Origin of the sequence: Vibrio coralliilyticus ATCC BAA-450 (assembly GCF_000176135.1) — a bacterium.
GTDB classification, from domain to species: Bacteria; Pseudomonadota; Gammaproteobacteria; order Enterobacterales; family Vibrionaceae; genus Vibrio; species Vibrio coralliilyticus.
Genome location: NZ_ACZN01000007.1, coordinates 53,441 through 67,012 on the forward strand (window position 1 = coordinate 53,441; position 13,572 = coordinate 67,012).

The 13,572-nt window shown below is 47.0% G+C and carries 9 protein-coding genes, 1 tRNA gene and 2 rRNA genes; 6 read left to right on the forward strand and 6 right to left on the reverse strand.

The features are described 5' to 3' along the window. Positions 1-34 precede the first annotated feature (34 nt). Complete coding sequence (gene dtd / locus VIC_RS00855) at positions 35-469, reverse strand: D-aminoacyl-tRNA deacylase (RefSeq protein WP_006957227.1); 435 nt, start codon at positions 467-469, stop codon at positions 35-37. Then, complete coding sequence (locus VIC_RS00860) at positions 441-1,382, reverse strand: virulence factor BrkB family protein (RefSeq protein WP_021458385.1); 942 nt, start codon at positions 1,380-1,382, stop codon at positions 441-443. The genes dtd and VIC_RS00860 overlap by 29 nt, the downstream gene beginning before the upstream one ends. Positions 1,383-1,417: 35 nt before the next feature. On the opposite strand from VIC_RS00860, the gene VIC_RS00865 reads away from it, so the two are divergent. Then, on the forward strand, positions 1,418-2,059 hold the full coding sequence (locus VIC_RS00865; protein ID WP_006957229.1) for a DUF2959 domain-containing protein: 642 nt from the start codon (positions 1,418-1,420) through the stop codon (positions 2,057-2,059). 167 nt (positions 2,060-2,226) lie between these two features. Here VIC_RS00865 and typA read toward each other — a convergent pair whose 3' ends face one another. Next, entirely contained in the window at positions 2,227-4,056 is a 1,830-nt protein-coding gene (gene typA / locus VIC_RS00870; protein ID WP_006957230.1) for a translational GTPase TypA, read from the reverse strand. Positions 4,057-4,545: 489 nt separating this feature from the next. On the opposite strand from typA, the gene glnA reads away from it, so the two are divergent. The 5 genes from glnA to add all read left to right on the forward strand — a co-directional run bounded on the left by glnA (position 4,546) and on the right by add (position 12,533). Further along, positions 4,546-5,955: a glutamate--ammonia ligase gene (glnA, locus tag VIC_RS00875; protein WP_006957232.1), complete on the forward strand. Its 1,410-nt coding sequence runs from the start codon at positions 4,546-4,548 to the stop codon at positions 5,953-5,955. 289 nt (positions 5,956-6,244) lie between these two features. Continuing rightward, the gene (glnL, locus tag VIC_RS00880; RefSeq protein ID WP_006957233.1) at positions 6,245-7,291 is read left to right on the forward strand and encodes a nitrogen regulation protein NR(II); all 1,047 of its coding nucleotides are present in this window, start codon (positions 6,245-6,247) and stop codon (positions 7,289-7,291) included. A 39-nt stretch (positions 7,292-7,330) separates the two neighbouring features. Then, entirely contained in the window at positions 7,331-8,734 is a 1,404-nt protein-coding gene (gene glnG, locus VIC_RS00885; RefSeq protein WP_006957234.1) for a nitrogen regulation protein NR(I), read from the forward strand. Between the two features lie 155 nt (positions 8,735-8,889). Then, positions 8,890-11,430, forward strand: a complete 2,541-nt coding sequence (gene gepA / locus VIC_RS00890; protein WP_006957235.1) for a phosphodiesterase GepA — start codon at positions 8,890-8,892, stop codon at positions 11,428-11,430. A 98-nt stretch (positions 11,431-11,528) separates the two neighbouring features. Then, the gene (add, locus tag VIC_RS00895) at positions 11,529-12,533 is read left to right on the forward strand and encodes an adenosine deaminase (RefSeq protein ID WP_039951103.1); all 1,005 of its coding nucleotides are present in this window, start codon (positions 11,529-11,531) and stop codon (positions 12,531-12,533) included. Positions 12,534-12,685: 152 nt separating this feature from the next. On the opposite strand, the gene VIC_RS00900 is transcribed toward add, so the two are convergent. The 3 genes from VIC_RS00900 to VIC_RS00910 form a co-directional block, all read right to left on the reverse strand. Then, a tRNA-Ser gene (locus VIC_RS00900) sits at positions 12,686-12,776 on the reverse strand. Between the two features lie 69 nt (positions 12,777-12,845). After that, a 5S ribosomal RNA gene (gene rrf, locus VIC_RS00905) occupies positions 12,846-12,962 on the reverse strand. 90 nt (positions 12,963-13,052) lie between these two features. After that, a 23S ribosomal RNA gene (locus VIC_RS00910) occupies positions 13,053-13,572 on the reverse strand; the annotation flags it as partial.

Below are 13,572 nucleotides of genomic sequence, written 5' to 3' on the forward strand. Positions count from 1 at the left end.
CACTTGGCGCTTCCCCTCTAGCCTATCTTTATAATTATACCTGTAACCAGAAGGTTACTGGGCCGTCATTAACCAGTGATACTTTCATATCAGCAGCGAAGCGCCCTCGCTCTGTCGGCAGCACTTGCGAGCACTGGTCAGCGAAGTAATCGTATAAACGCTCAGCATCCGCTGGATGCGCTCCACGGGAGAAGCCAGCACGGGTACCTTTATTGGTATCGGCAGGCAAGGTAAATTGGGAAACCACCAGCACTTTACCTTCCACCTGTTTCACGTTGAGGTTCATCTTGCCTTCATCGTCACCAAATACTCGGTAAGTGGTCACACGCTCCATCAATCGCTTCGCTTTAGCTTCATCATCGTCCTTTTCTACACCAAGTAGAACAAGTAGACCTTGGTCGATTTCACCAACCACTTCACCATCAACGCGCACTGCGGCTTCACTTACTCTTTGGATCAGCGCTATCACTGCTTTTTCCTTCTTGCTGCTGTTTAATCGTTTCCGTCGAGTGTACCATTTCTTGGTCATCACTCCACTGCTCTCGCTCACCTAATGCCGCCGTAACCTCAGCGCCAATCAAAACAATCAGCCAACACAGGTAAACCCAGACAAACAGAATTGGAATCGCAGCCAGCGCGCCATAAATTAACTGGTAGGAAGGAAATTGAGTAATGTACGCCGCAAAACCTTTTTTACTTGCCTCAAACAGCAAGGCCGCAACAATAGCCCCGACTACCGCATGAGAGACATAGACCTTCTTATTCGGTACTAAGATATACAAGCCCATAAACGCAAAGAAGGACAACAAAAAAGGCAGCCAGCGCAACAGAAAGTCGTAAGCCCCTGAAATTGCTTCACTATCGATAATTTTTAATGACGTTACATAGGAAGTTGCGGCGATACTCGCCCCGACCAAGATCGGCCCTAGAGTCAATACCATCCAGTACATGGAGAATGAGAACACGGCACGCCGTTTGTGCTCCACTCGCCAGATGTAATTGAGATTCTTATCAATGTTGGAGATCAGCATCAAAGCGGCGACAAATAAGAACAAACCACCCACGGCGGTCATCTTGCCAGTATTGGCGACAAACTCGAGTAGCGCCTGCTTTACTGCATCCCCTGCTGCGGGAACAAAATGGGTAATGACAAAATCTTGGATCACGTCCCCAGCGTTAGCGAATACAGAAAACGAAGACAGTACAGATAACAGCACGGTTAACATAGGTACGATCGACAGCAAGGTAATGTATGCCAGATAGCCCGCATTAACGTTCACTCTGTCATGCCCCATTCGGGTGAGCAGATATCGCCCAAAGTTCAGACTTTGCTTGCTCAATTGCTCGATATTCAACTTGTAACTCCTCATCAACTCCGCCATCCTAACATCATCATTTTAAAGGAAAGGACACAATCATGCCGTACTTACTGGCGCTGATGCTCTCCATTTTTACCCTCACGGGCTGTCAATCTGCTTATTACTCAGCGATGGAACAAGTAGGCTATCACAAACGCGACATCATGGTAGATCGTGTCGAAGATGCCAAACAGTCTCAGCAAGATGCGCAACAAGAGTTCACAAGTGCACTGGAAGCGCTCTCAGCACTCACTCAGTTTGATGGTGGCGAACTGGAAACCGTCTACAACCAGATTAACGACAAATACCAAGACAGTGAAAAAGCAGCACAAGAAGTCAGTGACCGAATTGCAGCAATTGAAGATGTGTCAGACGCACTCTTCGCCGAATGGCAAAGCGAGTTAGGTCTCTATACCAGCACTAAGCTCAAACGGGCAAGTGAACAGAAACTCAAAGAGACTCAGCGCTCATACAACACTATGTTAAGCGCGATGAAGCGTGCAGAAGATAAGATGACACCTGTACTCAATACATTGCGCGACAATACGCTTTACTTGAAGCACAACCTCAATGCGAGTGCGATTGGTTCACTGCAAGGCGAGTTTGCAAACTTAGAACAAGATATCCAGTACGCAATCAAGGATATGAATGCCGCGATAGCAGAATCAGATAAGTTCCTGCAAAAGCTCAATCAAAAGTAGTGCTTTAAGGCCGCCTCCAAGTGAGGCGGCTTTCGTTTGTGGCCTCAGCGACTATAGCTGTTACCTGATGAACAAAGGCCACGCATTCTTTACGACTGCGTAACAACAAAAAGCCCTGAGTTGATATCAACTCAGGGCTTTAAAGCTTAAATAACGATTAAGTAAAATTACTTAGCGTTACGTGCTTCACGCTTACGATCGCTTTCCGTTAGGAACTTTTTACGGATACGGATACTTTCAGGCGTTACTTCTACTAGCTCGTCGTCATCGATGAACTCAAGTGCTTGCTCAAGCGTCATGATGATTGGCGGAGTAAGAACCTGTGCGTCATCAGTACCTGATGCACGAACGTTGGTTAGCTGCTTACCTTTCAGTACGTTTACTGTTAGGTCGTTGTCACGGCTGTGGATACCAACAACCATGCCTTCGTATACTTCAACACCGTGACCGATGAACATACGGCCACGCTCTTGAAGGTTGAATAGTGCGTTGGTTAGCGCTTTACCCATACCGTTAGAAATCAGTACGCCGTTGATACGTTGACCGATCTCGCCACCTTTGTGCGGACCGTAGTGATCGAATGTGTGGTAAAGAAGACCAGAACCCGACGTTAGCGTCATGAATTCAGTTTGGAAACCAATCAGACCACGAGATGGCATGATGAAGTCCATACGTACACGGCCTTTACCATCTGGAGACATATCAGTCAGCTCACCTTTACGTAGGCCGATGTTCTCCATGATGCCGCCTTGGTGCTCTTCCATCACGTCGATAGTTACCGTTTCGTACGGTTCCATTAGCTGACCATCTTCTTCTTTGATGATAACTTCAGGACGAGATACCGCTAGCTCGAAGCCTTCACGACGCATGTTTTCGATCAGGATAGATAGGTGAAGTTCACCACGGCCTGATACGCGGAATTTGTCTGGATCATCTAGTTGCTCAACGCGCAGTGCAACGTTGTGTACTAGTTCTTTTTCTAGGCGCTCAAGGATGTTACGTGACGTTACGAATTTACCTTCTTTACCAGCAAACGGAGACGTGTTTACTTGGAACGTCATGGTTACCGTTGGCTCATCAACAGAAAGTGCTGGCAACGCTTCAACTTGGTTTTGTGCACAGATAGTATCGGAGATTTTTAGCTCACCAAGACCAGTGATTGCAACGATGTCACCTGCGTTAGCTTGGTCAACTTCGTGACGTTCAAGGCCTAGGTAGCCCATTACAGTGCCGACTTTACCATTGCGAGTCTTACCATCCGCACCGATAACAGTAACCTGTTGGTTAGGCTTAACGCTACCACGAGTTACGCGAGCAACACCGATAACACCAACATAAGAGCTGTAATCTAGCTGAGAAACTTGCATCTGAAGTGGACCGTCTAGGTCAACTTGCGGTGCTGTCACCTCTTCAACGATGGTTTCGAATAGCGGTTCCATATCTTCGCCAGTTTCGCCTTCTTCTAGAGAAGCCCAACCGTTAAGCGCTGATGCGTAAACCACTTTGAAGTCTAGCTGTTCATCAGTTGCACCTAGGTTATCGAATAGGTCGAATACTTGATCCATAACCCAATCAGGACGAGCGCCAGGACGGTCAATCTTGTTGATAACAACAATTGGCTTAAGACCGTGAGCAAATGCTTTCTGTGTGACGAAGCGTGTTTGAGGCATAGGGCCATCAACAGCGTCAACAATCAGCAGCACTGAGTCTACCATTGACATAATACGCTCAACTTCACCACCGAAGTCCGCGTGTCCTGGGGTATCTACGATGTTGATGCGGTAGTCATTCCAGTTAATTGCTGTGTTTTTAGCAAGGATGGTAATGCCACGCTCTTTTTCGATGTCGTTCGAGTCCATGACTCGCTCTTCAGCTTCACCGCGAGACTCTAAAGTGCCTGATTGCTGTAGCAGTTTATCAACCAGTGTTGTTTTACCGTGGTCAACGTGCGCGATGATCGCGATATTTCTCAATTTATCAATCTGTGGAGTAGCCATGGATTTGATTCACTCGATAGTAGAAGCTCGCTTCAAACATGGTCGATGAATGAAGCGAGCTTACTTGATTAAAAAAACGGCCATAATGTACCAGATTTTAGCGAAAAACCCAGAAATATGTGATCTGATACGTTGGTTTTCTGAAGAATATGCTTTGATCGAACACAATATCGCTCTGAATATGCAAAATTGTGCATTGACATAGGTAGCGAATGGCGGCTGAATGGAATACGCTTTTGTTTCATATTGGTGCACTTCAAGATATTTGCACCAATAGAGTGCAATTAAAGATCATTTTGGTGCAAACTGGTGCACCAAACTGATACCCAAACCACTAATTCATTGAAATTAATGGAATAATTTTTTTGGCATGGTTTTGGCTTTATTGATATCAGCATCGATTAATACGATTGAAATGAAATTAATCAATGCTGGATTTGTTCATCAATCGAGCTAACACCGCTTTAATAACACTGGAGGTTATCCAAGATGTCAGTTGAAAACGTTCTATCGCTGATCCAAGAAAACGAAGTTAAGTTTGTTGACCTACGCTTTACCGATACAAAAGGTAAAGAGCAGCACATCTCAATTCCTGCTCACCAGATCGATGCAGACTTCTTCGAAGAAGGTAAGATGTTCGATGGTTCTTCAGTTGCTGGCTGGAAAGGCATCAACGAGTCAGACATGGTTATGATGCCAGACGCATCATCCGCTGTACTTGACCCATTCACAGAAGATGCAACACTGAACATCCGTTGTGACATCCTTGAGCCTGCAACTATGCAAGGCTACGATCGCGACCCTCGCTCTATCGCCAAGCGTGCTGAAGATTACATGCGCTCAACAGGTGTTGCAGATACCGTGCTTATCGGCCCTGAGCCAGAATTCTTCCTATTCGACGACGTGAAGTTCGCGACTGATATGTCAGGCTCTTTCTTTAAGATCGACGACGTAGAAGCTGCATGGAACACAGGTTCTGATTACGAAGAAGGCAACAAAGGCCACCGTCCAGGCGTGAAAGGTGGTTACTTCCCAGTGGCTCCTGTCGATTCATCTCAAGACATCCGTTCTGCTATGTGTCTAATCATGGAAGAAATGGGTCTGGTTGTAGAAGCGCACCACCACGAAGTAGCGACTGCAGGTCAGAACGAAATCGCGACTCGTTTCAACACACTGACTTCGAAAGCAGACGAAATCCAAATCTACAAATACGTGGTTCATAATGTTGCTCACGCATTTGGTAAGACAGCGACCTTCATGCCTAAACCACTAGTTGGTGACAACGGCTCTGGTATGCACGTTCACCAATCTCTAGCTAAAGACGGCGTTAACCTATTCGCGGGTGACAAGTACGGCGGCCTGTCTGAAACAGCCCTTTACTACATCGGTGGTATCATCAAGCACGCTCGCGCAATCAACGCATTCGCGAACGCAGCGACTAACTCATACAAGCGTCTCGTTCCTGGCTTCGAAGCGCCTGTAATGCTGGCTTACTCTGCTCGTAACCGTAGTGCTTCTATTCGTATCCCTGTGGTACCAAGCCCTAAAGCACGTCGTATCGAAGTTCGCTTCGGTGATCCATCAGCTAACCCATACCTATGTTTCGCAGCAATGCTAATGGCTGGTCTTGACGGCATTAAGAACAAGATCCACCCAGGTGAAGCAATGGATAAAGATTTATACGACCTACCAGCGGAAGAAGCAGCTGAAATCCCAACTGTTGCTTACTCACTGAAAGATGCACTAGATTCACTAGATGCAGACCGTGAGTTCCTAACAGCTGGCGGCGTGTTCTCTGACGACTTCATCGATTCTTACATCGGCCTTAAGTCTCAGGACGTTGAGCAAGTAAACATGACGACTCACCCACTTGAGTTCGAACTTTACTACTCAGTGTAATCGCTCGATCGATTAACCCTTCCTTCGAGGCTCACCTTTTTGGTGAGCCTTTTTTATGTCTTATATATCAATAAAATTCACTTCAAATCTTTTCTATTCAATACCTTATGCACGGCAAGCTTATTGCATTGTTACAGTTCATAACGGTGCAATTAACGGCAAGGATACTGAAAAGCCTGTGATATATGGACTTTTCACTTCTTCTGCATGAGTTATTGCGCCATACTTGGAATGTAACCGCACCAAATTGGTGCATTGCACATTTTAAGGTCAAGGATGAGGGACGACAGTGAGCAGCGAACTCGATAACATAATACTCAATCATCAGGTCACCTCCGTGCTGATCATGAACGAATCGCTTCAGGTTCGTTATGCCAACCCAGCCGCAGAGCAGTTGTTTTCACAAAGCGCTAAACGCATCGTTGACCAGCCATTGTCCAAGCTCATTCAACACGCTTCTATGGACTTAGCCTTGTTGTCTCAACCGCTACAAAGTGGCCAGAGCATCACTGACAGCGATGTGACTTTTGTGGTCGATGGCAAACCTTTAATGCTTGAAGTCACCGTCAGCCCAATCTCTTGGCAGAAAGAACTCATGCTGCTGGTCGAAATGCGCAAAATTGGTCAGCAACGTCGTTTGTCGCAAGAACTTAATCAACACGCTCAACAGCAAGCCGCCAAGCTACTGGTACGGGGACTCGCTCATGAGATAAAAAACCCGCTGGGCGGGCTGCGCGGCGCGGCTCAGTTACTTGAACGCATGCTGCCCGACCAATCTTTGACGGAATACACCCAGATCATCATCGAACAGGCAGACCGATTACGCTCCTTAGTCGATCGCCTGCTTGGCCCACAAAAGCCTGGCAAGAAACAACAGGAAAACCTTCATCTGATTCTGGAGAAGGTACGCCAGTTAGTTGAGCTCGAAGTTGCTCAGTCCGTGACGATTGAGCGCGATTACGACCCGAGCTTGCCTGAGTTTTTAATGGATTCGGATCAGATTGAGCAAGCGCTTTTGAATATTGTCAGTAATGCTGGGCAAATTCTGCAAAAGCAGAACAATGGCAATATCATCATTCGCACCAGAACGGTGCATCAAACCAATATTCACGGTCAGCGCTGCAAATTAGCGGCGCGGGTGGAGATCATCGACAACGGGCCGGGCATCCCCGCAGAATTACAAGACACCCTTTTCTATCCCATGGTCAGCGGAAGAGAAGGCGGTACAGGGCTGGGCTTATCCATTGCTCAGAACCTGATAGACCAGCATCAGGGCAAAATTGATGTCGAAAGCTGGCCAGGCAGAACCATATTCACCATATATCTGCCAATTTAAATTTTACGTTAGTGGCATTGCTGAAAGGATAAGTTTGTTATGAGTAAAGGATACGTTTGGGTAGTAGATGATGACAGCTCTATCCGCTGGGTCATGGAGAAAACCCTTTCATCAGCAAATATTAAGTGCGATACATTTTCTGATGCAGAAAGCGTTTTGCTGGCACTGGAACGCGAAACACCAGATGTACTGGTCTCCGACATTCGTATGCCGGGTATCGACGGCATAGAGCTTCTCAAACAAGTTAACGAACGCTCACCAGACTTACCTGTGATCATCATGACGGCGCACTCTGATCTGGATGCCGCAGTCAATGCCTATCAAAAAGGGGCTTTCGAATACCTACCTAAGCCATTTGATGTGGATGAAACACTAACGTTAGTTGAACGTGCCATCACCCACAGTCAGGAGCAAAAACGCGACCAAGCGAATTCAGATCCCAACGACTACAATGCGCCAGAAATTATTGGTGAAGCGCCCGCAATGCAAGAAGTGTTTCGCGCTATCGGCCGCCTATCTCGTTCTTCAATTTCAGTATTGATAAATGGTGAATCTGGTACAGGTAAAGAGCTCGTCGCTCACGCTCTGCACCGCCACAGCCCGCGAGCCAGTAAACCATTTATTGCGCTTAACATGGCAGCAATTCCCAAAGACCTGATTGAGTCTGAATTGTTTGGGCATGAAAAAGGCGCCTTTACCGGTGCTAATAGCGTTCGACAAGGCCGTTTTGAGCAAGCAAACGGAGGGACTTTGTTTCTGGATGAAATTGGTGACATGCCACTCGACATTCAGACTCGGCTGCTACGTGTCCTAGCTGATGGCCAGTTCTATCGAGTCGGGGGACACTCTCCAATAAAAGTGGATGTGCGTATTGTTGCTGCGACTCACCAGAATCTGGAAAAGCTGGTCCATCAAGGTGATTTTCGTGAGGATTTATTCCATCGTCTTAATGTTATCCGCGTTCAAATTCCAGCCCTTCGTGAACGTAAACAGGATATCGAAAAACTCACTCTGCACTTTCTTTCCTTAGCCGCAGAAGAACTTGGTGTAGATGTCAAAACCCTCCATCCTTCGGCGATTGAAGCGTTGAATAAACTTAGCTGGCCGGGCAATGTCAGACAGCTAGAGAACATCTGTCGCTGGCTAACCGTCATGGCCAGCGGAAGCGAAATTCTCCCCGCCGATCTACCCGCTGAACTGCTAGAGGAGAAATCCAGCACCAGCTTTGATACCAATGTCAGTTGGCAGCAGCAGCTTTCTAGCTGGGCAAGACAGTCTCTCTCTCAAGGGGATACCGAATTGCTGACCTACGCACTTCCTGAATTTGAACGTATACTTTTGGAAGCGGCCTTAGAGCATACTAACGGCCATAAGCAAGATGCAGCCAAAGTGCTTGGTTGGGGCAGAAACACCTTAACCAGAAAACTAAAAGAGCTTTATTAACATCTAGCTCATTAATTTATTCCATAAAGCCTGTCGCATTGTACAATTGATAAGCATTTTAGGGCTTTATGGGTCAGCACCAGTGCACTATGGCTGTTTGCTTGCAGACTCAAACCCGCCAACACGGATTTTAGTTTCAGGTATTTAAGGACAGCATGTCGGCAACTACGCAAATCACATTAAGAACCGCAGTCGTTCTCCCTTTTGTCATGATCTTTATCTTTACAATAGGGGTCATCGTCGCTGTGCAAAAGCGCAGCTACGAAGAGATGGTTCTCGATATCAGCGACAAACAACTCACGGCGCTCACAGACAATGTCACTCTTGAGCTTAATGCCTTTCTCAGTAAACCATTCGAAGCCAGCCTGTCTCTCAGCCATAACATCGGCTTCAATCAGCTCTATGAGAAAGGCGACACCAGTGAGATAGAACAGTTTCTCCTAGCCAGCTTCCAAGATTTGTATCGCTCCATACCGCAACTAGACGTAATCGGCTTTGGTGGCGAGGGCGCTGAGTATGTCGGCTTTCGTAAAGAATCGAATCAGGGTTACACCTTAATGATTCAAGATGACCGCACAGCACAGAAACTGGTTATTTATCGCGGTCAGGTGATGAGCAAGGATATACGCTCTGTTTTTGAGGGCTATGACCCTAGGATCCGTCCTTGGTATGCCCCTGTCGCTGAAAGTCGATCGCCAATGTGGTCATCCATTTATGCCAATGCTGATGAACGTCAGGAAATCACCTTGTCAGCGTTAACACCCGTATACCAACAACAAGCATTTCAGGGAGTGGTCGTCACCGACGTCAAAATCGACACCTTTAATACGTTCTTAAAGCATCAACAGGAAAGAACCAACGCGGCAATTTACCTATTTGATGCGAAGCAAAGGCTGGTTGCTCACTCTACTGGTGGAAGTGTGGTCTCGTGGGGCACACCCCTTAGCGACAAAGGCCAGCGCTTATTGGCGACCGAGAGCTCCAATCCGATAGTGCAAACCAGTGCTCAATACGCCTTTGAACAAGGCTATCACGCCTCGCAGGAAACCAATCGCTTTAGTATCAATATCAACGGTGCAAGATACTTCAATCACATCACGCCTTACACCGATCAATTCGGCCTTAAATGGTATATCGGGGTAGCCATTTCTGAATCCGACTTACTTGGCCAGCTACCTGAAAGCCAGCGCGATAGTTGGATCATCGGCGTCATTGCCAGCTTTATTGGCATATTGATTGGTTTATTGGCGTTTAATCGCGTCGTCGCGCCCATCACTTCAACGGCTGCAGCTGCAAAACATTTGGCAAAAGGTGACTGGGACAGCACCATGCCTAAACCGGGTTACATCTACGAAACCAGTATGCTGGTCTTTGCCTTCAATGAGATGGCCAATAACCTCAAAGCCTCATTCCGCGCCTTACGTTCGCAGTTACTCTACGATTCATTGACCAAGCTTTACAGCCGAGAAGGGCTGATCGAGACCTGCGATGCGTTGCCGAAGATGAATGGTTGCCTGCTGCTGATCGGGATCAACAAATTCCGTGATATCAACGATAGTCTTGGCCACTATAAAGGTGATCAATTGCTGGTGATCATCGCCGAGCGCCTACGAACCTTGTTTGACGATGATTGGTACCTCGCAAGAATTGCTGGTGACGAGTTTGCGTTTTATTTTTCTCAACTACCAAGTGATGAGCAAGTTACCCTGGCGATCCATCGAATCCAGCAAATGTTTGCATCACCTTTTGTCATGGAGCAAGAGAGTGTGGTGGTAAATGTGTCAATTGGTGTGGTTACCGAAAGTGAGCACGATAATATGACGCTTTGGCTTCGCAACGGCAGCATCGCGCTGAGTAATGCGAAGCAGGAACTGACTCAAGTCAGCTACTACAAACCTGAAATGGCCGATGTTTCACGTAAACGCACGTTAATGCAGGCCAAAATCAAAGATGCTTTGGAGCATCAAGAGTTCGTTCCTTTCTACCAACCGATTGTTGATCTTAACACCGGAGCAGTCATCGGTGCTGAGGCGCTTGCGCGTTGGCTATCCCCCTCCTCGGGTCTCATCTCACCACTCGATTTTATCCCTATCGCTGAAGAAAGCGGACTAATTGGCTCTATCGGTGAGCAAATACTCACTCAGGCCTGCAATGACACGGTGAAAGGCATGAAAGAAGGCAAGTGGGACGAGCGCTTCCATCTGCATGTCAATCTGTCAGTTAATCAGCTTTCTCAGCCAGATCTCATCAATTCACTGCGCTCAGTACTTTCTTCATCAGGTCTAAACGCTGGCAACCTGACTTTAGAAATTACCGAGTCGAGGATTGTCGATAATGATCCTGTCATCGTTAAAAATATGCAGGCTATCCGAGATCTGGGTATTCATATCGCCATTGACGATTTTGGTACTGGCTACAGCTCTCTGGCATATCTGCATAAGCTGCCTTTTGACTGCCTGAAAATCGATCGCACTTTCGTGCAGAAAATGGAAAAAGAGAATCTCGACACATCCATTGTCGCCGCCATCATCAACATGACTCGTGGTATGAAAGTCGACTTGGTCGCTGAAGGCATAGAAACATCGGAGCAAGCGCAAATGCTGACTTCTCTCAATTGCCCTCAGGGACAAGGGTTCTTATTTAGTCGTCCAGTTCCGTTCGAAGAGTGGCCAACAGATCTGGTTAACATGAAGTAAATAACACCACTCTTGGCCGGTTTTGCGAGCATTTGCTACTGACACTTCTGGTATTGATTCTTATACTTAGCTCAATTCAGACAATCGGAATTACTATAATGATAACCAAGAACATACCACTTACAGATTTGCACCGTCATCTTGACGGAAACATCCGCACCAAAACCATTTTAGAACTTGGCCAGAAGTTTGGTGTTGCCCTGCCAGCTTACGATGTGGAATCATTGACACCGCATGTACAAATCGTTGAGGCAGAGCCATCTCTTGTCGCATTCCTGTCTAAGTTAGATTGGGGAGTGTCTGTTCTTGGTGATCTGGACGCTTGTCGTCGCGTTGCTTACGAAAATGTTGAAGATGCACTGAATGCGCAAATTGATTACGCTGAGCTGCGCTTCTCACCTTACTACATGGCGATGAAACACAAACTGCCTGTAGAAGGTGTAGTTGAAGCGGTTGTCGATGGCGTAGAGGCTGGTGTTCGTGATTTTGGTATCAAAGCTAACCTAATTGGCATTATGAGTCGTACATTCGGTACAGATGCATGTCAGCAAGAACTGGATGCCATCCTGACACAAAAAGACAAAATCGTAGCCGTTGATCTGGCCGGTGACGAACTGGGCCAACCAGGTGATCGCTTTGTTAAACATTTCACTCAAGTCAAAAATGCTGGTCTGAATGTAACGGTTCATGCAGGTGAAGCGGCTGGTGCCGAAAGCATGTGGCAAGCAATTCAAGAGCTAGGTGCTACTCGTATTGGTCATGGTGTCAAAGCTATTCACGATCCTAAACTGATGGATTACCTTGCAGAAAACCGTATTGGTATTGAGTCGTGTCTAACCTCTAACTTCCAGACCAGTACAGTAGAATCGCTCGCCAACCACCCGATCAAACAGTTCCTTGATCACGGTGTGCTAGCCTGTCTGAACACCGACGACCCAGCAGTGGAAGGCATTGAACTGCCATACGAATATGAAGTAGCCGCGCCGCAAGCGGGCCTATCACAAGATGAAATTCGTCAGACACAGATCAACGGCTTAGAACTGGCATTCATTTCGGATGCAGAGAAGCAAGAACTAAAGGATAAAGTTGCCAACCGCGCTTAATCTATTTACTAGCTTTTTATTTGGCCGACATTATGTGTCGGCTTTTTTGTATCTTCAGCAACTAGATATAGAGGTAGTATTTATTAGGTAGTAGTTTTCTAATACCAGAAATGCAAAAAGCCCGTTGCGTTAGCAACGGGCTTTTTTAATAGTGGCGGAGAGATAGGGATTTGAACCCTAGATACGCTATTAACGTATGCCGGTTTTCAAGACCGGTGCTTTCAACCACTCAGCCATCTCTCCACAAATTGTCATCGTCAGATTGGTGCACTGATGATGTTGTTACACGTATTACGAGTAACGATATTTGAAGCCTGGCGATGTCCTACTCTCACATGGGGAAGCCCCACACTACCATCGGCGCTATTTGCGTTTCACTTCTGAGTTCGGCATGGGATCAGGTGGGTCCACAACGCTATGGTCGCCAAGCAAATTCTTTAATCTGGAAAGCTGTTATTGTGTTCTCAACACATTCAATTTGTTCTTGCTTTGAGTCCATCAAAACCCTTTGGGTGTTGTATGGTTAAGCCTCACGGGCAATTAGTACAGGTTAGCTCAACGCCTCACAACGCTTACACACCCTGCCTATCAACGTTCTAGTCTCGAACAACCCTTTAGGACCCTCAAGGGGTCAGGGAAGACTCATCTCAGGGCTCGCTTCCCGCTTAGATGCTTTCAGCGGTTATCGATTCCGAACTTAGCTACCGGGCAATGCCATTGGCATGACAACCCGAACACCAGAGGTTCGTCCACTCCGGTCCTCTCGTACTAGGAGCAGCCCCCTTCAATCTTCCAACGCCCACGGCAGATAGGGACCGAACTGTCTCACGACGTTCTAAACCCAGCTCGCGTACCACTTTAAATGGCGAACAGCCATACCCTTGGGACCGACTTCAGCCCCAGGATGTGATGAGCCGACATCGAGGTGCCAAACACCGCCGTCGATATGAACTCTTGGGCGGTATCAGCCTGTTATCCCCGGAGTACCTTTTATCCGTTGAGCGATGGCCCTTCCATACAGAACCACCGGATCACTATG